The organism is Rhodospirillales bacterium (genome assembly GCA_018666775.1).
GTDB lineage: Bacteria > Pseudomonadota > Alphaproteobacteria > SMXQ01 > SMXQ01 > JABIXC01.
The window spans coordinates 614,169-633,942 of record JABIXC010000017.1; the positions used below are offsets into that span (position 1 = coordinate 614,169).

20 protein-coding genes and 1 pseudogene are annotated in these 19,774 nt (G+C 50.3%); 9 read left to right on the forward strand and 12 right to left on the reverse strand.

Features of this window, described 5'->3' with window-relative positions; genetic code table 11:
* Window positions 1-40 precede the first annotated feature (40 nt).
* The 4 genes from HOJ08_10910 to HOJ08_10925 form a co-directional block, all read right to left on the reverse strand.
* Entirely contained in the window at window positions 41-1,183 is a 1,143-nt protein-coding gene (locus HOJ08_10910; GenBank protein ID MBT5673938.1) for a cupin domain-containing protein, read from the reverse strand.
* 28 nt (window positions 1,184-1,211) lie between these two features.
* On the reverse strand, window positions 1,212-2,381 hold the full coding sequence (locus HOJ08_10915; GenBank protein MBT5673939.1) for an aromatic ring-hydroxylating dioxygenase subunit alpha: 1,170 nt from the start codon (window positions 2,379-2,381) through the stop codon (window positions 1,212-1,214).
* 64 nt (window positions 2,382-2,445) lie between these two features.
* Entirely contained in the window at window positions 2,446-3,435 is a 990-nt protein-coding gene (locus HOJ08_10920; protein MBT5673940.1) for an ABC transporter substrate-binding protein, read from the reverse strand.
* 103 nt (window positions 3,436-3,538) lie between these two features.
* The gene (locus HOJ08_10925; GenBank protein ID MBT5673941.1) at window positions 3,539-4,414 is read right to left on the reverse strand and encodes a hypothetical protein; all 876 of its coding nucleotides are present in this window, start codon (window positions 4,412-4,414) and stop codon (window positions 3,539-3,541) included.
* A gap of 239 nt (window positions 4,415-4,653) precedes the next feature.
* On the opposite strand from HOJ08_10925, the gene HOJ08_10930 reads away from it, so the two are divergent.
* The 4 genes from HOJ08_10930 (at window position 4,654) to HOJ08_10945 (ending at window position 7,649) form a co-directional block, all read left to right on the forward strand.
* Window positions 4,654-4,839, forward strand: a complete 186-nt coding sequence (locus HOJ08_10930) for a hypothetical protein (GenBank protein ID MBT5673942.1) — start codon at window positions 4,654-4,656, stop codon at window positions 4,837-4,839.
* Between the two features lie 243 nt (window positions 4,840-5,082).
* Window positions 5,083-6,285, forward strand: a complete 1,203-nt coding sequence (locus tag HOJ08_10935) for a hypothetical protein (GenBank protein ID MBT5673943.1) — start codon at window positions 5,083-5,085, stop codon at window positions 6,283-6,285.
* Window positions 6,286-6,376: 91 nt separating this feature from the next.
* Window positions 6,377-6,775, forward strand: coding sequence for a hypothetical protein (locus HOJ08_10940; protein MBT5673944.1), 399 nt, complete (start codon window positions 6,377-6,379; stop codon window positions 6,773-6,775).
* Window positions 6,776-6,803: 28 nt separating this feature from the next.
* Window positions 6,804-7,649, forward strand: a complete 846-nt coding sequence (locus HOJ08_10945; protein MBT5673945.1) for an NAD(P)-dependent oxidoreductase — start codon at window positions 6,804-6,806, stop codon at window positions 7,647-7,649.
* Between the two features lie 64 nt (window positions 7,650-7,713).
* Here the strand turns inward: HOJ08_10945 and HOJ08_10950 are convergent, their stop codons facing one another.
* The 4 genes from HOJ08_10950 to HOJ08_10965 all read right to left on the reverse strand — a co-directional run bounded on the left by HOJ08_10950 (window position 7,714) and on the right by HOJ08_10965 (window position 11,912).
* Window positions 7,714-8,130, reverse strand: a complete 417-nt coding sequence (locus HOJ08_10950) for a cupin domain-containing protein (GenBank protein ID MBT5673946.1) — start codon at window positions 8,128-8,130, stop codon at window positions 7,714-7,716.
* 97 nt (window positions 8,131-8,227) lie between these two features.
* Window positions 8,228-9,547 (reverse strand): hypothetical protein, encoded by a 1,320-nt coding sequence (locus HOJ08_10955; protein ID MBT5673947.1) that lies wholly within the window; start codon window positions 9,545-9,547, stop codon window positions 8,228-8,230.
* A 148-nt stretch (window positions 9,548-9,695) separates the two neighbouring features.
* Entirely contained in the window at window positions 9,696-11,000 is a 1,305-nt protein-coding gene (locus HOJ08_10960; GenBank protein MBT5673948.1) for a hypothetical protein, read from the reverse strand.
* 222 nt (window positions 11,001-11,222) lie between these two features.
* The gene (locus HOJ08_10965; protein MBT5673949.1) at window positions 11,223-11,912 is read right to left on the reverse strand and encodes a helix-turn-helix transcriptional regulator; all 690 of its coding nucleotides are present in this window, start codon (window positions 11,910-11,912) and stop codon (window positions 11,223-11,225) included.
* Between the two features lie 136 nt (window positions 11,913-12,048).
* On the opposite strand from HOJ08_10965, the gene HOJ08_10970 reads away from it, so the two are divergent.
* From HOJ08_10970 to HOJ08_10985, 4 genes and pseudogenes are all read left to right on the forward strand, one after another.
* Window positions 12,049-13,191, forward strand: a complete 1,143-nt coding sequence (locus HOJ08_10970; protein MBT5673950.1) for an acyl-CoA/acyl-ACP dehydrogenase — start codon at window positions 12,049-12,051, stop codon at window positions 13,189-13,191.
* A gap of 111 nt (window positions 13,192-13,302) precedes the next feature.
* Window positions 13,303-13,602: pseudogene (locus HOJ08_10975) on the forward strand (methyl-accepting chemotaxis protein).
* A 162-nt stretch (window positions 13,603-13,764) separates the two neighbouring features.
* Window positions 13,765-14,217 (forward strand): hemin receptor, encoded by a 453-nt coding sequence (locus tag HOJ08_10980; GenBank protein ID MBT5673951.1) that lies wholly within the window; start codon window positions 13,765-13,767, stop codon window positions 14,215-14,217.
* An 86-nt stretch (window positions 14,218-14,303) separates the two neighbouring features.
* Window positions 14,304-14,801: a hypothetical protein gene (locus tag HOJ08_10985; GenBank protein ID MBT5673952.1), complete on the forward strand. Its 498-nt coding sequence runs from the start codon at window positions 14,304-14,306 to the stop codon at window positions 14,799-14,801.
* A 52-nt stretch (window positions 14,802-14,853) separates the two neighbouring features.
* On the opposite strand, the gene HOJ08_10990 is transcribed toward HOJ08_10985, so the two are convergent.
* Both HOJ08_10990 and HOJ08_10995 read right to left on the reverse strand, forming a co-directional pair.
* Entirely contained in the window at window positions 14,854-15,966 is a 1,113-nt protein-coding gene (locus HOJ08_10990; protein MBT5673953.1) for an alpha/beta fold hydrolase, read from the reverse strand.
* Window positions 15,963-17,393, reverse strand: a complete 1,431-nt coding sequence (locus HOJ08_10995; GenBank protein ID MBT5673954.1) for an alkaline phosphatase — start codon at window positions 17,391-17,393, stop codon at window positions 15,963-15,965. Before HOJ08_10995 ends, HOJ08_10990 begins: the two co-directional genes overlap by 4 nt.
* Before the next feature lie 200 nt (window positions 17,394-17,593).
* Here HOJ08_10995 and HOJ08_11000 point away from each other — a divergent pair, with 200 nt between their 5' ends.
* Complete coding sequence (locus HOJ08_11000) at window positions 17,594-17,941, forward strand: hypothetical protein (protein ID MBT5673955.1); 348 nt, start codon at window positions 17,594-17,596, stop codon at window positions 17,939-17,941.
* Between the two features lie 30 nt (window positions 17,942-17,971).
* On the opposite strand, the gene HOJ08_11005 is transcribed toward HOJ08_11000, so the two are convergent.
* Entirely contained in the window at window positions 17,972-18,484 is a 513-nt protein-coding gene (locus HOJ08_11005) for a cupin domain-containing protein (GenBank protein ID MBT5673956.1), read from the reverse strand.
* Between the two features lie 137 nt (window positions 18,485-18,621).
* Entirely contained in the window at window positions 18,622-19,758 is a 1,137-nt protein-coding gene (locus HOJ08_11010; GenBank protein ID MBT5673957.1) for a hypothetical protein, read from the reverse strand.
* Between the last annotated feature and the right edge of the window lie 16 nt (window positions 19,759-19,774).

The following is a 19,774-nucleotide window of genomic DNA, read 5'->3' on the forward strand; positions in this document are numbered from 1 at the left end:
ATTCCCTGTACTCTATATTTTATTTTTTGTTTTTTTATTGTTATTCAGCAGCGTCCTTAAAGGTGCAACAGGGGTGATACCCTCCCATGGTACATTTTGCGCCAGCCTTCCCAAGCGCTGCTTCAAAATCTTTATGAATGGCTGGGTTTTCATCCTCGAACTCGATCTGGCTGCCCCCTTCCTTGATGCTGGTAAAGGTTTCGCCTTCACGGTTCTTTTGTTTCATGAAATTGTAGCGCCAACTGTTCCAGCGCAAGGCCAGATAGCGCGCAGGCTGGGCGCCTGAATTGAAATGCTGGTGGAACCATTGGTCTGGGGGAACCACAACACTGCCCGGTTTCCAATGCACCCGTTCGTGTTCAGCCCCTTCTTGCCACAGATCGGAATACCCCTCGCCGCTGACGATGATGACATGGGCACCCGGGCCGTGGCGGTGGCATTTTTTATACGTGCCGACCGGAAATTCAGAAACATGCGCACCCATGGTGTTGTTGGCCAGATCAAATTTCATGTTGGTGCTGCCCTTGCCCCGTTCGCTGTAATCGGCGAGCCCAAGGGTCCGGATATCTGGCACAAAATTGGTGGTCATGAAAAAGCGACCATAAATTTCGGGATCGCTGTTGAAGTATTCCCCCGCTTCGGGATCAAAGCGATCCTTAAAGACATAGTTGTTGTTATAAATATAATCGACGCTGTGAAACAAATTCATGACGAAGGAACAATTGGTCACGGCGTAATAACGCGCGGGCTCTGATCCACTTGAATTGAAATGCTGGTAATTGGCATTGATGGGCATGGCGAACAGGCTGCCTGGCCCCCATTCAAATGTGTGCTTGTTCTGGCCATCATTTTGCCAAACCGTGGTCGCGCCATGGCCTTGGGTGATATACACCATTTCTTCGTGCATGTGCTTTTGTGGCTTTAACTGGCCTCCTGCGGGAATTTCGCAGATATAGGCATCATTGGTGCCCCCGGCTCCTTCAAGCATAACAAAGGCTGCGGGGCCACCCTTCAGCTCCCAATGGGCCAATTCAGCGGTATTAATATCTGAGATAAAGAAACCGCTGATGATCGGGATGTTTTGCTCGGCCTGCCAATCCGCATAGGTATCAATGCGCTTTGGTTGCCAATTCCAATCTTTAAGGTCTGCCTTGGTGCCTTCAGGTATTTTTGCCTTGGCCATTCGTTAGTTACCCTCCAAAAATTTATTATTATTTAGCCGCACCCTGTCTTTCAGGAATGCTGACGCCAATGCGTTCATTGATAACTTCAAATTCTATGGTTTGTTCACCTTCGCCATCACGAACCCGGCCCATGGGGGGCTCACCCCTTAGAACCTTTGCAATTTGTTCTTGAACCAGGTGCCGGTATTTGGCGACCCCCATATCGGCAGCACCCAGTTTTTCCCGTGAGCGATCATGAATGCCACCCTGTGTTTCCCACGCCATGGCATCTTGGGCCAACACCATGTCCATACGATAATCACCATCTTCGCCACGCATATTCACCGCCTCCATGGGGGCAATATCATCGGCTGAACAGCTTTCCGTCTCGGATGGTTCAAACATCACCAGAAAAACCTGGGTATGGGTATCGTCCACCGGCATCCTGAATTGCAGGTTGTGGCGGATGTTGCCATTTTTCTTGTCCTTCAAAACATGGCGCAAGGTATTTGGAAAAACCAGTGGGTGCTGATCTATCTCTGGGGCATCACCCGGGTTTTTTCCTGGCGTGGTGCGCCGCTTCATGATGCCGTAATCAAATTCGATAAAATCGTGTTTTTCTTCGTAGTGATCCTGACGGCTTGCAAGATGCGCGCTTTTGCCGTGCAACCAATACAAATGCGATGGATCAACCGAGTTCTCCATGGCCTGAAGCCAATTACATTCAAGCAAGGAATGCACCTGGACCCAGCGCTTGCCATGTTCCCATGCCAAGACATCCCACCGTGGCAAGGGCGGCGCTTCGCCCTTTCCAAAATAAGCAAACAAAAGCCCACCCAATTTTTGTACTGGGTATGCAGTATGTTTGATGCTGTCCTTAAACGTGCTGCCTTTGGGTTCTGCTGGTTGTTCCACGCAATTGCCCGCGCAATCGAACTTCCACCCGTGATAGGGGCAACGGATTCCATCTTCATCGACATTGCCATACGCAAGGGACGCCATGCGGTGTGGGCATTTTTCAGTAACAAGCCCGTACCCGCCAGAGGTGTCGCGGTAAACAACCAAGTCTTCGCCAAGACGCCGCACCGCCATGATCGGCTTTTCAGGGGTTAATTGAGCGGCGGCCGCAACCGGCTGCCAATATTGGCGGAGCAAATCCCCTGCCGGTGTGCCGGGGCCAACCCGGGTCATCGTTTCATTTTCTTCTGGTGTGATCATAGATTTTCTCCCATAACAAAACCTGCCTGATCAATATGATTTTTTGTCGTTGATTGAGGCTGGCTTAACCACCATAGCCTTTCAACATTCCGGGGTTATCTTTGTACAGGTCTGCGACAAAGCCCGAGTCATTAATGCTTTTCAAAAAGTGAAAATCCCAAAGCTCAAGCGGATGAATGTTGGCGGCATCGCCATTCTTTTCATCCTGCTTCAGGGCTTCTTGGTAGACATTGGAAATTGCCGTCATGGACGGGAACAACCGTGGCTCCAATTTTGGTGCCAGATCGTCATAAAGCATTTCTGCAATTTCCCGGTCTAACACGCCATCATTGTCATATTGTTCCATGAGAATTTTGATGGTGTCTTCTTTGTTTTGCTTAAAGAAGGAAATGCCGTCAATGGTCGCCTTCAAGACACGCTCAATAATGTCTGGGCGCTCATCCACCAGTTTTTTACTGGTCGACATGGTCATGTAGAAAACCATGTGTTGTGGATCCAGCGGGATCACCTTCAAGCCATCTCGCCCGGCAAAATCGGCATTGGGCCGGCTCAGGAAACAAGCATCAACCTCTTTGTCTTTGACCATATCGGCAAGGCTCTTGCGCTTTGTATCACTGCCATCGGTCACATCTTGTTGAACACGACGCACCAATTCAACTTCGTCCTTATCGGCATCAAGACCATGTTGCTTAAGATAAAGCCATGCATTGAGGTACGGGTGATTGCCCCGCGTGCCGACCTTACGCTCGCGAAGATCGGCGAGACTGTTAATGCCGGTATCTTCACGGGTAATAAGGGAGATGTTGTTGTTGCTCATGGATTGCCCGACATACGTCCAGGTATCGCCGCGCGCGCGCGCCGCATACGTGGAAACATGATTGCCGGAAACAAATTCGACCTCGGCTGATGGCACCAATTCATGGGCATCTTCGCGGCTGATCACGCGTTTGTAATCAACATCCAGGTCTTGGCGCGCCCATGCGCCACATTCATTGATGACATGCATCAGCACTAGATGGCTATGCGCACGGTACGGAAAAATAATGCGATCCAAAGTATTTTCTCCCTAAACTGTTGCTCCCCTAATTCAGAAGCCATTTATTTTTATTCTATAATTCCCCACAGTTTTAATGATTCCCATGGGTTAATCAAGGATGCTAACGATTGGTCCAGTGGATGGAAGACCGGCCGGGGTCATAATTTCGCAAATTGACGGCGGGGTTTCGATTGATTAAGGGGCGCGCATACATGGGGTGGCCCATAGAGCGCACCTCGTGATCCAGTGTATAGACCACCTCTCCGGTATCGGGGTCCTTGATGTCTTTAAACCGATACTGATGCTGGTTTGCTTCTTGATAAACCAATCCAGCATCCAGCAGCTTTTGATACGGCCCAGAAAAATCACAGATGTAAAACTGAATATGGTTGTCATCATAATCAACGTAAGGCGTTTCTGTTTCCCGGAAATATAGATACTGTCGCTCGCCGACCTGTACCCGGGCGCATGGTGCCCCCTTCCATTCCATCACCTTCGTTGCCGCCCCAAAAATCTGATCATAAAAACGCTCAATCCCTGCAGACGCCCCGATGGGCACGTCAAATTCAACATAAGCCATGCCAAACCCCATGCGACCAAACTGTGCCTCATCAGGGGCATGGCAATGAATACGGTTGCCCCATGGACAAACGGTTTCCACGCGATCTTTGGTCTCTTTGAAATCAAACTGGGTATCTGCCAATTGGTCCCGCACAGAATCAAGCCTGCTCAACAAGCCTTCGCGATCGGGAATAACCAACCCCGTAATGCCCTGAACCACCTGGGTTCCCCGTGTTGGCAGGTGAAACTGGCTTATACCAACATTAGCCCACATGTTGTCGGTGCCCGTCATCAAATAAGGATCACGGGTAAGCCCAAGCCCGGTAATGTAATAGGCCGTCGCTAAAATTTGGTCCGGCACGAACACATTGACATGCCCAAGATTGATGATGTTGCCAAGATCTTCTTCTGTCCGGTCATATGTTTGATTTGTCATGTTTCCCCCAAGCTATAGCGACCTGTTTCATATCCAAGAGCCTGATCTCAAGTGCCAAGTTTCCAGACTTGCATATTACACTAAATGTAGCGCCAAATCGCCTCATGAAGAGGCTTTTCAGGTGCCCAGAATAGTAATTTGTAGTTGACATTGAGGGATAGCTGTACTTTCCTTCGTATTGTTGCATTTTGAGCTGACACCACCAAATGTAGGGCAGTAACAGCTTTAGACAATCCTAAATGACGCTGCAAGATTGGCCAAGAAATGGTCACAATTACTATGACGACGGCCAGGCGCAGGTAGAAAGGGATTTTTATGCCCAATCCACAAAAGAAGCCCAAAAAGCGCTGGAAATCGATGAAACCGTGGACGGTATGTCTGCTGGGGATATTGATGAGCGCCTGCGCGAATTCCGGCGCAAATGAATGCAGCTGGGTTCGCGTGATCACCCTTGATCAAGCCGATGTCCTAAGCCAACCCACCAAACGCCGCATCCTTTCCCACAATCTGAAAGTTCAGGACTTCTGTCGCCGGGATTAATCCCTGATCACATTTCACCAATTTTGCCGCCGGGTTAACCCCCGGCGGCCTTTTTTTGTGCCTAAAAACGACTTGATCGGCTAAAATGGGTAGATTAATCACAAAGTTCATTAAACAAAGGAGAACCCATGTCTGACAGTACCGATGCAGGCCTTGAAGTCGATCTCAGTGATAAATTTCTTGTTGATCCCTATCTTAACTGGGCCGAAGGCGAAGGCATCCCCATTCATCTTGATTTCGGACATGATCTTTTGGCGCTGGAAACCAGCGACTGGGACCGATACGACGCAAAGGGCTGTTTCGCCCATACCCACGGGCGCGGCGATTTCATGGCCAATTATGTGCTTGAGGTAACGGCCGGGAAGAAAACCCGCCCCATTAAACATTTATATGAAGCGTTCTTTTTCATCCTGTCTGGCCATGGGTCCACCACCGTGACCCTGCCCAGTGGCGACACGCGCACCTTTGAATGGGGACCAAAAGCTGTTTTTGCCATCCCGCTGAATTGCGAATATCAGATTTTCAATGGCTCTGGTCAGGAATCAGCCCGGATTTCGGTCACCAATGATGCACCGCTGACCATGAACCTCTATCACAATCTGGATTTTGTCTTTGAAAACCCCTGCACCTTCCCTGAACGCTGCGGCGACAAAAGGCATTTTGATGGTGAAGGCGACCTTATTCCAGTCAATCGCGGCTCTAACGTTGCCAGCCTGAACATCTGGGAAACCAACTTCATCCACGATCTGACCAGTTTCAAACTTTATGAAATGGATGCACGCGGCAAGGGATCAAAAAACATTTCCTTTGTCTTTGCCGATGGCACCATGCATTCCCATTCTTCAGAAATTCCAACGGGGCGCTATAAAAAGGCCCATCGCCATGCCGCAGGCACCCATGTCCACGCCGTTTCCGGCGAAGGGTATTCCTTGCTCTGGCACGAAGGGGATTCTGAGTTTAAGGAAATTCCATGGCGTCACGGGGTCATGTACACGCCCCCATTCTGGATGTTCCACCAACATTTCAACACCTGCGATGAACCCGCACGCTATTTGGCATGTTCATTGGGCAGCCGTCGCTATCCATTTATTTCATTGCGCAAGAAAAGTGCTGAAGGCGGCGGGGCAACCTCTATTCAGGATGGTGGCCGTCAGATCGAAAACGAAGATCAAGATCCCCGTATCCATCGCAAATGGCTGGATGCCATCAAGGCGAATGGCGTTAAATCAGAAATGGGCGACATTTTTGACGAAGAAGCCATTATGGCCCTTGATCCCGATGACTTAACGGGCGTTATCCAGTCGCCACCATCAATCGGCCCTGCCGTTTAAGCAAGACCACATCAAGACACGCCAATCTCGCCCAAGGCCAAATATAATGGCCGGGCGAGATTGGTAAAGATCGCTTAACTGGGAGGTCGCTATGGTCGAATGTATCGGTGTTGGACATTTTTCAATTCCTGTTTCTGATCTAGACAGAAGCATTAAATTCTATGCGGAAGTCGTTGGCTGCAAGCTGTTGGTCAGTGATGGCAAAAAACACGCCTTCATGGATGCTGGCGGCATCTGCCTTTTGCTGTGTGCAGATAACCCGCCCATCAACCAGCCCGATGCCAGGGACCATGTGCATCATGCCTTTGTCATCTCATCCGATGACCTGAAAACGGCCACCGAACACCTGACCGCCCATGGGGTGGAAATTCTTTATTCCGAAGACCGCGAAGGCGGAACCGTTAACGGGCCCAGAACCTATTTCCGGGACCCCGACGGCACGCGCCTCGAATTTCTGGACATGACCAGCTACGATCCAAATCCCCGTTGATGGGGGAATTATTAAGGGGGGACATAACATGACACAAACCGTTGGCCTTATTGGTGTTGGTGCGATGGGACAGGCATTGCTTCATCGGTTGCATTTGGCGGGGCATCAAGTTCAGGTTTACGACATCAACCAGACACAGATGGACCTCGCCCAGGAATCCGGGGCAATCCCCAAGGCATCGGCCATAGAGGCTGCAAGTGATGTGGATCACATCCATCTGTTTGTTCGAAGCGATCAAGATTTTCTGGATGTCACCCTTGGCCCGGATGGGATTCTGACCAAGCCCGGGATCAAGAAAAATGCAGTGCTGTATCTCCATGGCACGGTGCTTCCAGAAACCACACAAAAAATAGGTGCTGAGGCTTTAAAACAAGGCATTCGCCCGCTGGATGCACCGATAACTGCCGTGCCCCGTGTCGTCCATGCCGGCAACGCAACGTTTCTTATTGGCGGCGAAGATGATACAGCGAAAACGGCTGAGACTCATCTGGCTGGACTGGGCAAGGCCGTTTATCATTTTGGGGCCCTTGGTTCCGGCAACGCTGCAAAGATCGTCAAGAACCTGATCAACGCGAATGAACGCATCGCGCTGTCTGAGGCATTAAACATTGCAGAAGCCAGTGGTCTGGATGTGAAACAATTCATGGAAATGGCCCTGTCTGCAGATGGCGGTTCCACTTCTGCGCGCTGGGAGAAAGCCTTCAACATGGATGGCAATCATCCTGTCCCAAGACCTGCCAGCAACATGTTGAACAAAGACATTCATCTGGCGGCGAAGTTTGCAAAAATCTTAGGCCTGGATACACCAATGACCCAGGGTGCAAGCGACACAGCAGCAAAATGGGTTGCCGGTTGGGAAAAAGATAAATTATAAAAAAAAATCTACGGCCGATTGAGGCCGTAGATTATCTCAACTGCACTTTTGATCAGCGTTAGCCTTATTCGGGGTTAACGTGGCTACCATCGCCAGCCATTTTCCTTTTGCGATTAATCGCTCGCATATCTGTTTTTGTATCAAAATTGATGTGCTGGTTCGCGCTGTTTGGGCCGGTGCGCGTCCCCATCAATACCATGGGCCCATCACCAATATTTTCCAGCTGATAGAACGTTCCACCTTCAATCAGGGCCACCATGCCCGGATTGAGTTCTGTCGTGCCTTTATCTTCAAATGACATTTTGCATTTGCCCTCCAACATCATGAAGGTCTGGTCCCCCGGGTGACAGTGCAAGTCATCATGATCGCCGGGTTTGGGATAATAATGCATCCATGCGTGCATCTTGTGTGTGTCCATAATGACCTTTCGCTTTTTCAGGTCATGGGCAAGGCCGACAACGTCAACGACTTCGATTGCCATGTAGTTTTCTCCTGTTTATTGGGTGTGTTGCGTGTTTTTTTCAAAAGGGGCGCGGGCCGAAACCTGCACCCCTTTTAGGCATTGAGTTTTTGAATGCTTACTTTTTACAAATGATATGCGTGGCTTCAGTCCCCGGGCCTGAATAAACCAGGGTGCAGGTCATGCCAGGTTTCACGCTTTTGCGTTTGACCTTTTTGCCATTGATGCTGACCTTAGTGCGCGATCCTGACACCTTGGCCTTCACTTCTTTGCCCTTATACATGATGTAAATGCGCCGACCACCGCGTTTGACCTTGGTCACCTTTCCTGTGTGACGGGGCAGTTCTATTTTTACCGTTTTCACCTTGCCCCTGTAATTAGTCATTTTTTCCACATTGGCAAGAACGGCCTTGGGCGCAGATGCAATCTTGATCACCATGTCTTGAACTTCCTGACCAGAAACAGGAATGATGGTGCGTTTTTGACGTTTGGCATCTTTGATAAAGGCTTTATCCGCAGCCATATCCATAAACGCCTTGCGCACAGCAGCAATCCGGTCTTTCGGCACGCCCGGGCCCATAACATAGGGCCGGCCCATCGCTTTATTGGTCAGCACCAGTGAAAAGTACGTTTTTACATCCGCAACTTTCAGGTTCGGTAAAACCCGTTCACGGGTGATAAATTTACCAATCATCGGCACACCCATCGCTGTCATGGTTGGGTCTTTCTTCAAAGAGACCTGAACCAGAACATTAATGCGATTATCAGAGATCAATTTTGCATTCAACAAGCTGAACGACGACCACGACTGGCTGATGCCATCCACTTCGCCGCGCTGCATGGAAAGATGCACCGCAGGGGTTGCCGGATAGCCACGCACAATACGGAACTTGGTTCCCAAGGTATTGTTGATCAGCGCCGGGATTTGTTCCAGATCATTCGGCCCGGTCGATCCCATCACCGCTTCGGTGGTAAAGGCATCTTCAAATTTTTGAACCTTTGCCGTCTTCATCAAAGAGATCATGCCCGCCTCACTGGACAGACTGCCAATCCAGTAAAATTTGATGGGATCAAACCGTGGGCCTTTGCGCCCCAAAATCTGAATCATGGGTGCTGTGCGCTGAATTGCACCGATGACGGTGCCGTCCTGGGGGGCAACGTTATAGACATAGTTCGCGGCAACAATAGAGGCCGCGCCCACCTTGTTCTGAACCAGAAAATCAGGCTTGCCGGGAATAAAATTCCCAAGATGGCGTGCCATGGTCCGGGCATAGGTGTCATACCCACCACCGGCGCCTGAGCCAACAATGATCTTCATCCGTTTGGATTTATAGAAATCTGCAACCGAAGCCGCATCCGATACGGTTGGGGCGAATGCACCTGCAACCGCAATGGCCGATCCGAGGATAATGCCGCTAACAAAATTTAATTTTATCATTCATTTGTCTCCCTGATTGCTCTTGTTGGTCCTTACCCGCTTATTCAGGCAGATGAACCTTATCGTTATGGTTTCTAACTGTTATATCCCAAAACGTCCCAAGGCGCCCTCCCAACGGGAGGACGCCTTGTTTGTTGTGGACGGACGACTAACCTTTGCAGTTGGCTGAATAGGCCAATCCGCCTTTGCCGTAATAGCTGACGGTGCAAACCATTCCGACTTTAAGGTTTTTAACTTTGCTTTTCTTGCCGTTGATCTTGGTCTTGCGGCCAAGTTTCTTTTCACGCGCCTTGAACTTCCAGGTCGTGCCTGATTTATCCTTGAAGGTGAACTTCATCTTACGGCCCTTGCCCTTGATCTTGGTAATCTTCAGGCCTTTGACCTTTTTCTTCTTGGCCTTGCTGATCTTGATCGAACGCATTTCGGAATAAATGATCCGCGCCCGGTCACCCACGGCCTTTGGATAGGCATAGAGTTTCGCCAAAAGCTTTTCAGCATCGGGACCGGAAATTGGATCAACTTCCATAGAGGCCTTTTCGATGTCCGCCTTGAAATCGGCCTTGGTCATCATTGTAGAGAAAGCCTTACGCAGTGCCGCTGCACGCGCAGGATGCGTACCAGGTGCCAGGATGAACGGACGGCTCAATTCCTCCCACATGAAGATGGCTTCCATAACCTTGCGATCTTCGTCGGACTTGGCAAACTCAAGAACGGATGGAACACCGGGAAGATCGGCACGCCGTCTTACTGAAAGAAGGGCGACGACCTTAACAAATTTATCCTTGAGCCATTGCGCCCTGATCTTTTTCAATTGTGTCCACGCCCAGGCGCCGACACCCTGTACTTCGCCACGTTCCATGGCCATGGTGCTTTCACCGGTAGAGCCATAACCAACCACCACCTTGAACTTTGTGCCAAGAACCTGATTGAGCACACGTGGATAAACGCCACCGCCCGAACGGGCAGACGTTGCGCCGAGAACGATCTGTTTCTCCATCGCCTGTTTCAGGGTTGTGACACCCGAATCGCTTCTTGAAAATAGCACCGAGCTGCCACGGGTATAAACCCCAAGCCAATAGAATTTCCTTGGATCGAACCGGGCACCTGCTGCACCGATATAGGCTTCCCGCATGGCCGCGGGATGGGCGTGGCCAATGACCGAACCATCCTTCGGGGCCTTGATGGCAAGCCAGTTCAAAAGGCGCAGACTGCCTGCACCCGGCATGTTCTGGGTGATGACCCGGGGGGTGCCTGGAATATATTTGCTGATATGCCGGCCGACCACGCGGCCGCCACGGTCATAGCCGCCGCCCGGGCTGAACCCGACAATGACTTTGACCCGTTTCTTTTTATAAAAATCGCTCACATCATCTGCAAATGCCGGAGCAGAAGCGATGGCGCCACCAACGGCAGCTGAAAGCATTGCAGCTGCCAAAAATTTCATTGAATTCATTTTCTTCTCCCTGTGTTGTGCCAATAACTGCGTATTGACCAAACGAATCATGTTCTTAAACGAACGCGTTGCTGTTCCCTTGTTGAATAGCTTCGTTTGGTATTAAACACTGGAAAAACCCATTTTGATAGGGGGCTAATCGCCCATATTTGGCAAGAACCCATCATAAAGGCCTAAAAAACCAGCTCATCTGGCCAAATCACAGCCATCTCACAGCCATCTCTATGCAAATTGTGCAAAAAAATTGAGGCAGAACCATTTTTGGAACTGCCTGACCGTGTCACTCGCCCCCTCCAGGGTAATGACTTCGTGCTTTAATGCATGATCAAGGGACACATGCCCCATCCACACTTTCACCATGTCGCGAATGTGTGAAGATACGAAGATATCCGGTTCAAAGCCCGGATCTTTGATGCAGATATCCACATCCCCATCTTGAAATAGCAACCAATACCGCCGCCGGTTAGCGGGAACGCCATCAAACTGAAACTGGGCAACAAAGCGGCCCTTGACCGGTGCCTCATTCGCTGAAACGCTGCGACGGATATCCCACATTAAAAGATCAGGATCGAGATTTTCATCGGCAACCAGATCATCGCGCACCCATTTCTGAGCCCATATCCCCATGCTTTCAAGAATGGGAAACAGCGCCTTTCCAGCTTCGGTAATGTGATATTCGAACCCTTTGCCCTTCAAAACAGGCGTGCGGGACAAGATTCCGCTATATTCAAGTTCCTTAAGCCGGGCGGAGAGAAGCGCCGATGACATTCTGGGCACCCCTGACTGGATTTGATTAAAGCGTGTGCTGCCACAATAAAGTTCCCGTACAATCAGGGGGACCCAACGTTCTGCCAAAATTTCTGCTGCCCGTGCAATGGGGCAATATTGCCCATAGCCCTTTGATTTAGCCATTTTCAATGCCTCCCAAGTATCACACAGATCATACCGGGTTCCCCGCCATCGATTCAACTTCATATATTGAAGTTGTCAGAATCGTTATTTGGCGTAATCCTGTCATCAACTTCAAATTAAATGCAGGAGAAACATCATGAGCAAATCGATCAACCTTCAGACTTTGGTTCACACAATCGGGCCTGCGATGGCCGACATATCCCAAGAGGCAGATGCTAACGATACCTTCGTTCAGGAAAATTATGATGTTCTCAAAAAGAACAACGTGTTTTCCGCCCTGGTGCCAGAAGCCCTTGGCGGGGGGGGTGTCAAGCATTCGGAAATGTGCGCATTCATTCGTACCCTTGCAACCTATTGTCCTTCTACTGCCCTGGCGCTTTCTATGCACCAGCATCTGACAGCAGCCGCGGTTTTTAATTACAAACACGATCGCCCGGGCTGGCAGATTCTGGAGAAAGTCGCATCAGGACAAGTCATCCTTATCAGCACCGGGGCAAATGACTGGCTGGAATCCAATGGCGCGGTGGAACGGGTCGAAGGCGGATACAAGGTCACAGCCAAAAAGCCCTTTGCCAGTGGATCGCCTGCGGGCACGGTGCTGGTTACCTCCGCCCCCTATCAAGACCCAAAAGAAGGCTGGAAGGTGCTTCATTTCCCAGTCCCGCTTGCATCAGACGGGGTCTCTTTTGGTGATGATTGGCGGGCCATGGGGATGCGGGGCACGGGGTCACAAACGATCAGCCTGGATGGTGTTTTTGTACCCGATGAAACCATCGCCCTCAGCCGACCTCAAGGGGAATACCACCCGGCATGGAACGTTATCCTGACGGTTGCCCTGCCACTGATCATGTCTGCTTATCTTGGGGTTGCCCAAACCGCCGCCAAAATTGCCACAACACAGGGGAAACGCAGGGCCGGTGACCCTGCAACCGCCTATTTAATGGGTGAAATGGGCAACCGCCTAACCACGGCACAGGTTGCTGTGGAAAGCATGGTCGCCATCACCAACGACTGGGATTTTGATCCAGCAACTGCTGTCGCGGGAGAGATATTGGCGCGCAAAACCATCGCTGCCAATGCAGCCATTGCAGCGACAGAGAAAGCAATGGAGGTTGCAGGCGGTGGTGGGTTTTTCAGGAAATTGGGATTGGAGCGACTGCTTCGTGATGTTCATGGGGCGCGTTATCACCCGCTTGGGGAAAAGCCGCAGCAGCAATTCTGTGGTCGCCTTGCCCTGGGCCTTGACCCCATTGAGGGAAAAGAAGAAGCAAAACTGTAAAAAGGAACGGCGGAATTCTCCCAGTTCATACTTATTTAACGGTAGTGACCTAAGGTTTACAGCTACTTATGGGCTAACTACCTACGCAATCGTTTGGGGAGACAACGACCTATGAACACACGGTTTTCAACACAATCGGACGCTAACAACAGCGCCAGCACAAGCGAAATGCAGCCCGCATTTGAAGTGCTTGATAACATCTCTAAAGAATTGCAGGGATTGAGTGATGAAGTCGATCAGGTCACCTCGGTTTCAGAACAGGTTAAGGCCATTGCTTCCCAGACCAATCTTTTGGCACTGAACGCGACCATTGAAGCGGCCAGGGCCGGTGATGCGGGTCGAGGGTTTTCTGTTGTTGCCAGCGAAGTTAAAGAATTGGCAGGCCAAACCCGAAAAGCCACTGAACAGATCAGGGAAACCCTTGATGCCCTGAACCACAAGATTGAACAGCTGAACCTTCATAACAAAGAAGCCCGCACTGTTATTAAAGAAGCTGAAAAATCAATGCTTGCCAGCATGGCACAGTCAAACATGGTGGCAGAGCCCGACATGGGCCCCTCCTCCGTGCTTCCCATGAACCAACCGGCCACCATCGCACCCGAAGCAAAGCCTGCGCCGGATAATGGCGCTGACTTTGGTTTGGTTCAGGAAACCTTCAAAATGGTTGAACCGATCGCCGAAACAGCCGCAGATTTGTTCTATACCCATCTTTTCGAACTTGATCCCAGCCTGCGTACCTTGTTCAAGGGCGACATGGTGGAACAGGGCAAGAAATTAATGACAACCCTGAAAGTAGCGGTTGAAGGATTGGATGATCTGGACAGACTGGTCCCTGTCGTCCGTGTTCTGGGCCTGCGCCATCTTGAATCTGGCGTCAAAGAGGCACATTACGCAACCGTAGGTGCTGCCCTGCTTTGGACTCTGGAACAAGGGCTTGGGGATGCCTTCACACCGGATGTCAAGAATGCCTGGGCCAATGTCTATGGTGTTCTATCCGAAACCATGATTGATGCAGCGTATTCCTGATCTAGGGCAGCACAATCCAATCTGGTTTTTAAAGCAGGCGGATTTCAAAGATGCACCTATCCACAAACAGGATATGACAACGTCACATGAGTAATTTCATCGATCAGCGGCTAAAACTATTGTCAATCGACAACGCCGTAAAAGCCAAAATCGAAAAAATTCGGCCTGTCATTTATGAAAATTTCGATGACATCGTTGCAAAGTTTTACAAGCACATCATGTCATTTCCTGCAGGTGAGAAAATTTTCAAAGACAATGCAATGCTGGTAACTCTTCCAGAAAAGCAAAAAGCCCATTGGATCGCTTTGTTTTCTTGTAAATTTGACGATGCCTATCAAAAGAATTCCATGAACATTGGTCGGGTCCACTTTAAATATGGCGTCGCGCCGTATTTGTACATTGCGGGTTATAATTTTTTCCAATGTGAATTAATCAAAGTCATTACCTTCCGCCATGCAAGCGACCCCGATCTATGTGACATGCTGACAGCATTGACCAAATTGGTTGCCCTGGACATGGACATTGCCTTGTCTGCCTACACCCGTGAATATTGGCAGGATACCCCGCAGCGAGAAGCTTCGTAGGGAAACAAACCGCCATAATTTTGCGGATCACTGGGCATAAATACCCACAGTTTCAATCATCTGATATCGCTGCAATCTGGCCCTGTTCATTGGCGCGAAACTTGCCAGAAGGATTGCCTTCCAATGTGCCATGATCCAGCCATTCAAGGGCTGTACGACGCTGGATATGTCGCGCGCGTTCCCACATCATAAAATGCGATGCACAGGCAATGCGCAGGAACGCCTTGTGTGGGGTCCCCAGATCACCATACAGATCAATGTTGGATTCCAGCAATCGATCGCATTCCCCAACCATCACCAGGGCGGGGATGGAAAACCTTGAAGCCCCGTTTCGGGTCCACCCCCAATAGGTGCGCGTTGGACCGCGCAATCCACCCCATTGAGCGCCAATGGGGTCTGCCTCTGCCCCTGCGCGCCAAACAATATCAAAAAGGGCTTCATCTTCCACCTGGCCATCACATTTGATGTTCGCGCGCCACCGAACATTCTCACCGAATTCACGGGATTGGAAAAGTGTTGGGTAACCGGGGGCAGGCATTACGGATGGCGGCGCATCGGGGCCATCAGGCAGATAATTCGATGATGCCCAAATGACCACCCGCTCAACCTTTTCAGGATGCGCTAAGGCATAGGTCCCCACACGAATGCCGCCGCCAGACCAGCCGATTAACTTCACCTTATCCACCCCCCGAAGATCACGGATAAAGTCCACCACAGCATTGATGTCTGCTGTTTCACTGTCTGAGTTCGCCAGACAATAGGGATAAGACGCGCCTTCATTTGTATCTCCAGCCACACCCGGCAACAGGGATTCACGCTCTTTGGGAGAAAGATTGTTGATGTCCGCTTGCAACGGTAATGCAGACCGGCCATGGCCCGTCATGTCCAAAGCAAACACGTCATAACCATTTTTAGCCAAAAATTCCATCCAACTGTAATCGGGATATGGGCAATCAAACGCAACAGAACAGGGCCAAAACCCACCATGGATCATCAGCACCACTTGGCCTTCATCGACATGTCCATCAGGCCGGCCAGCAATATCACCAGAACACTTTTCACGCAAAAATTGCTTCATGGTTTGTCCCGCAATAGCGGGGACTGTAGAGACATGTTCCACATAGCGATCAATGGTTTTGATCTCTGTACTGGTCGTCTGGTTCATACTGCCACAACCCCTGCAACGTTGTGTTTCACTTCAAAACTAGCACGGGTTTTAATCGGTGCGCCTTTTTCATCAACATAGGCAACTTCACGAAGGTCTGTCTTCCAGTGATCCTTGGTGACGTCACAACGAAGATACCCCCGCTTTTTGTTGTGGAATTTTATGTGGGGGTTTTTGGCAATCCATTTCTTGGCGGCCTTTTTACCACGCTTTCCATTTCCCCCTGAAGTGATAGAGGTCGCAACAAATTCGGAACCCACAATGGCAGAACCAGGATCATCGAAATCGAGTTTCAAATTGCTAACCCAAGTGGCATGAACATCGCCGGAAAGAACGATCGGGTTGGATATTTTTTTATGAAACAAAAAATTTATCAAACGCTGGCGCGCGACACTATAACCATCCCATTTGTCTGAATTAATCCGCCGCCCGCCTGCATCTTTATGATGCAATCGTTGAAAAATCGGCACCTGCTGGGCAAGGACATTCCATCTGGCCTTTGATTTTTGAAGCCCTGCAAAAAGCCATGATTCCTGTGTATCTCCCAGCATGGTCGCTTTCGGGTCCTGGGCACCATCACAAACCAGCCACTTTCCAGCACAAGGCTGTGGGCTGCGAAATTGCCGCGTATCCAAAACACTGATTTCCAAAAGGTCGCCAAATTTAAAACGCCGATACAACGCCATGTCTGCACCCTTAGGCCGGGCGGATTGGCGGAGCGGCATGTTTTCATAATAGGCCTGATAGGCCGCCGCGCGCCTTTCAAGGAAGGCTTGTCGATCATCCTGTTTCAGGCCAATGGACCCCGCATAATTGTTGTCCACCTCATGATCGTCCCAGGTAACAATCCATGGAAAGGCGGCGTGGCAGGCCTGTAAATCGGGATCAATTTTGTATTGCGCATATCGCTCACGGTATTCATCCAAGGTTGTCGCTTCAAAATTACTATGGAATCTATGGCGCAATTTTGACGTTTTACGCTCGTAGATGTAATCGCCCAGAAACAGCACAAAATGAAGGTCCTCGTTGGCCATATGCCCATGGGCTGTGTAGTAACCCTGTTCATAATGCTGACACGATGCGACCGCAAATTTAACGCCCCCTTCCACAAAACCCGCCCCCGGTGCTGTCCGGGTTCGCCCAATAGGGCTGGTGTCTGGCCCAACCCTGAAGCGGTACCAATAATGCTGATTGGCTTCCAGCCCATCAACCTCAACATGAACCGAATGTCCAAAATCTGCGTGGGCAAGGGCCGTGCCCCGCTGAACGATTTCCGACATGTTCTGGTCTGTAGCAATTTCCCAATTAACGTTTACGGAAATCTTATCCATGCCGCCGCGTGTGCTCAATGGGTCTGGGGCCAAACGGGTCCACAAAACCACGCCATCGGGAAAGGGATCCCCCGATGCCACGCCAAGGGTGAACAATCCCCTACCCTTATCTATCCCTTGGGCAAAGGCCTTTCCCAAAAACAATGAAGACAGAAATGCCTGGGCGCCAAATCTTCCTGTAAAAGCCAATAATTTGCGCCGCGTAATCATGTTCAACACGTTCTTTCATATCCTTGCCAAGTATTGGCCTATCCACGATACTTTAGAAAAAGTGACTGCAACAGGGAGATTTTACAATGACGGATAAACCAGCAGGGATTGCCGGACACGGCGAGCGTGAACCACAATTTCTTTATGTCTGTATTTCCAATCAGGTTGAACCCGCACCAAAGATCGCGATTGCGCCTGATGCGCTCCATGCAGAACATGTGAATTTTCTACAAGACCTGTTTGATCGTGGGCTTTTATTTGGCTCAGGCCCCCAGGTAGAAGAAACCGGCACCCGCCATGGCGGTGCGGTTTACGTCCTGCAAGGGGTCACCCTGGATGAGGCCAAAACCATCACGGCCCAAGAACCCAACATTCGGGAAGGCCAACGCGATGTCTCCATTCACCCATGGCGCAGGATGTGGTTTGGGGGATAAGAGCCCGCAAACGCTCAAGGCTCTCAGGGCTTAGGCCTCATCCTCGACACCAAACATGCGCTTTTCCTTGATGATACGTTCCTTGCCGTAATCGGCATGGACTTCATCAATATCGACCCGGTTGTTTGATCCGTCATTGGCATTGCCTTGGACCTGCAATAAATGGGCTTCTTCATCACCGCGTTGGTGGAACCAGTAACGCCCATTGCGTGGAATCAAAATGCCTTCCATGGGGCCAAATTCACCTAAAAATTTGGCGTCATTGCCATAGAAACTTACCCCACCCGATAACACCATCCAAAACCCTTCGGCTGCGGGATGGTAATGCAGAGTGTTGGAAAATCCCTTGGGCAGAACTTGTACGGTGCCCCGCAGGATGTCGCCGCTGCACAGGCGCACATTGCCCCGCAAATCATCGGGTAGGTCATCGGGTCTTTTGAAAGAAAAGACCTCAATGTTCTGTTCAACACGGTTAAAAAATGCATCGCGCTTGTCTTCACCACGCAAGCTGTGCTTTGCGGCTGATTTTCCCTTTTTGGGCATGCACTCACCTCCCCAATTACGCCAATATTCAATCTTGTCATAGCACATTTAAAAGCCAAACCGTTGGCAATAAAAAATGGCGCCCCACCTCAAATCGAGGGGGGCGCCATCATAACCGAAGGGGTTAACCCTTATGGTTATTTTTTCTTTTTCTTCTTTTTCTTTTTCTTTTTGCACATCTTTTTATTCTTCGCCAAAGCCTTGCACTTAAACACGGCACCTTTGGTAACCGCTGCACGTGCAAGCCTGACAATATCGTCAGGCGTTGACAGGATTTGCTGCACCACTTGTTGCACCACAATCCCCGAGACTGGATTAATCTCAAGTTTGCGTCTCTTGGCTTCGTTAATGAATGCATCCGAACTGGTTGCCGCATCAAAGGCTGCACGCAGTGCTGCAACCCGTGCTGCTGGCACACCCGGAGGCGTCAGGATTGGACGACCAATGCGCGATGCCATGGTCATCAGCTTAAGCACCCGGACCTCTGCTTCGTTCTTCCCAAGTTCCCAAATCAGGGGAACGGTTGGCAGATCGACTGCACGTTCAAGACCCATCTGAACTGGCAAAATCAGCTGATTGGCTTTCATGTACTGAGGCGTAATCCCCTTGATCGAAGCCCAGGCATTGGACCCGCGACCATCAAGTTCGCCGCGTTCCATGGCTAGGTTCATCTGGCTGCCGCCAGCGAAACCAAGGATGATTTTCATCTTGGTACCAAGGATGTTGTTCATGGCACGGGGATACTGCCCCGATGTTGAACCGGCACCGGTACCACCAATGATAATCTGCTTTTTCTTCAGATCCTTCCAGGACTTGATCCCGGTCGTGTGCCACAACATCAAGACGTTGTTGCCTTCATTGACATTACCAACCCAGATAAACTTGCTGGAATCGATTTTTTTATGCTTTTTCGGCCAGACAATCTGCGCAAAAGGAAGCCCCTGGCTGATGGTGGCAATCACCGAACCATCGCGCTTTGCTTTATAGGCCAGATATTGCGCGGCACGCCTGTGCCCTGCACCCGGCATATTCTGGGCCACCATCTTCGGATTACCGGGGATGAACTTGGCCATATGGCGCGTGGTGAAACGAGCATAAAGGTCATACCCCCCACCCGGGCTGGTGGAAATAATCACACGAACCCGCTTTCCCTTGTAAAATTTAGCAACGGAGTCAGCCGCATTGGCTGGCAGTGGTGTCACCGCACCCGCAGCAAACACGGCAGCAGCAACTGCCCCGCATGCCAGTGATTTGAATAGATTAAATTTTCCCATGATTGATCTTCCCTGT

Coding starts and splice junctions, on each gene's coding strand:
- HOJ08_10985 (MBT5673952.1), top strand. CDS start 14,304: ATGAGTAATTTCATCGATCAGCGGCTAAAACTATTGTCAATCGACAAC.
- HOJ08_10965 (MBT5673949.1), bottom strand. CDS start 11,912: ATGGCTAAATCAAAGGGCTATGGGCAATATTGCCCCATTGCACGGGCA.
- HOJ08_10940 (MBT5673944.1), top strand. CDS start 6,377: ATGGTCGAATGTATCGGTGTTGGACATTTTTCAATTCCTGTTTCTGAT.
- HOJ08_10910 (MBT5673938.1), bottom strand. CDS start 1,183: ATGGCCAAGGCAAAAATACCTGAAGGCACCAAGGCAGACCTTAAAGAT.
- HOJ08_10930 (MBT5673942.1), top strand. CDS start 4,654: ATGACGCTGCAAGATTGGCCAAGAAATGGTCACAATTACTATGACGAC.
- HOJ08_10945 (MBT5673945.1), top strand. CDS start 6,804: ATGACACAAACCGTTGGCCTTATTGGTGTTGGTGCGATGGGACAGGCA.
- HOJ08_10955 (MBT5673947.1), bottom strand. CDS start 9,547: ATGATAAAATTAAATTTTGTTAGCGGCATTATCCTCGGATCGGCCATT.
- HOJ08_10925 (MBT5673941.1), bottom strand. CDS start 4,414: ATGACAAATCAAACATATGACCGGACAGAAGAAGATCTTGGCAACATC.
- HOJ08_11000 (MBT5673955.1), top strand. CDS start 17,594: ATGACGGATAAACCAGCAGGGATTGCCGGACACGGCGAGCGTGAACCA.
- HOJ08_11010 (MBT5673957.1), bottom strand. CDS start 19,758: ATGGGAAAATTTAATCTATTCAAATCACTGGCATGCGGGGCAGTTGCT.
- HOJ08_11005 (MBT5673956.1), bottom strand. CDS start 18,484: ATGCCCAAAAAGGGAAAATCAGCCGCAAAGCACAGCTTGCGTGGTGAA.
- HOJ08_10950 (MBT5673946.1), bottom strand. CDS start 8,130: ATGGCAATCGAAGTCGTTGACGTTGTCGGCCTTGCCCATGACCTGAAA.
- HOJ08_10990 (MBT5673953.1), bottom strand. CDS start 15,966: ATGAACCAGACGACCAGTACAGAGATCAAAACCATTGATCGCTATGTG.
- HOJ08_10970 (MBT5673950.1), top strand. CDS start 12,049: ATGAGCAAATCGATCAACCTTCAGACTTTGGTTCACACAATCGGGCCT.
- HOJ08_10960 (MBT5673948.1), bottom strand. CDS start 11,000: ATGAATTCAATGAAATTTTTGGCAGCTGCAATGCTTTCAGCTGCCGTT.
- HOJ08_10935 (MBT5673943.1), top strand. CDS start 5,083: ATGTCTGACAGTACCGATGCAGGCCTTGAAGTCGATCTCAGTGATAAA.
- HOJ08_10980 (MBT5673951.1), top strand. CDS start 13,765: ATGAACCAACCGGCCACCATCGCACCCGAAGCAAAGCCTGCGCCGGAT.
- HOJ08_10915 (MBT5673939.1), bottom strand. CDS start 2,381: ATGATCACACCAGAAGAAAATGAAACGATGACCCGGGTTGGCCCCGGC.